The following is a 363-nucleotide window of genomic DNA, read 5'->3' on the forward strand; positions in this document are numbered from 1 at the left end:
GCGAAGGCCTCGTGCGCGCCGACTTCTTCCTCACCGAGGACGGCAGCTTCGTGATCAACGAGATCAATACGCTGCCGGGCTTCACCCCGATCTCCATGTACCCGCGGATGTGGCAGGAGAGCGGCGTGAGCTACCAGGAGCTGGTGGACCGGCTGATCCAGGCGGCGTTGACCCGCCCGACCGGCCTGCGCTGAGAGATATCGGGCCGGATGTGCGCACAGGCGCCGGGCCGGACTGCGCGGACACTCTCTAGACGCTGCTGGGGACCGTCTTCTTGACGGCAGCGGCGAACGCCGCCAGCGGGCTCATGTCATGTGCGTACGCCGTCGAGAGCGACACCTCGACATACGCCTTGCGATAGGT

The 363-nt window shown here is 66.4% G+C and carries 1 pseudogene; it reads left to right on the top strand.

Annotation, left to right across the window (positions count from 1 at the left end):
- Nucleotides 1-194: pseudogene (locus AC1DUE_RS20880) on the top strand (D-alanine--D-alanine ligase A); the annotation flags it as partial.
- Nucleotides 195-363 lie beyond the last annotated feature (169 nt).

This window comes from Cellulomonas sp. P4_A2, assembly GCF_056402515.1.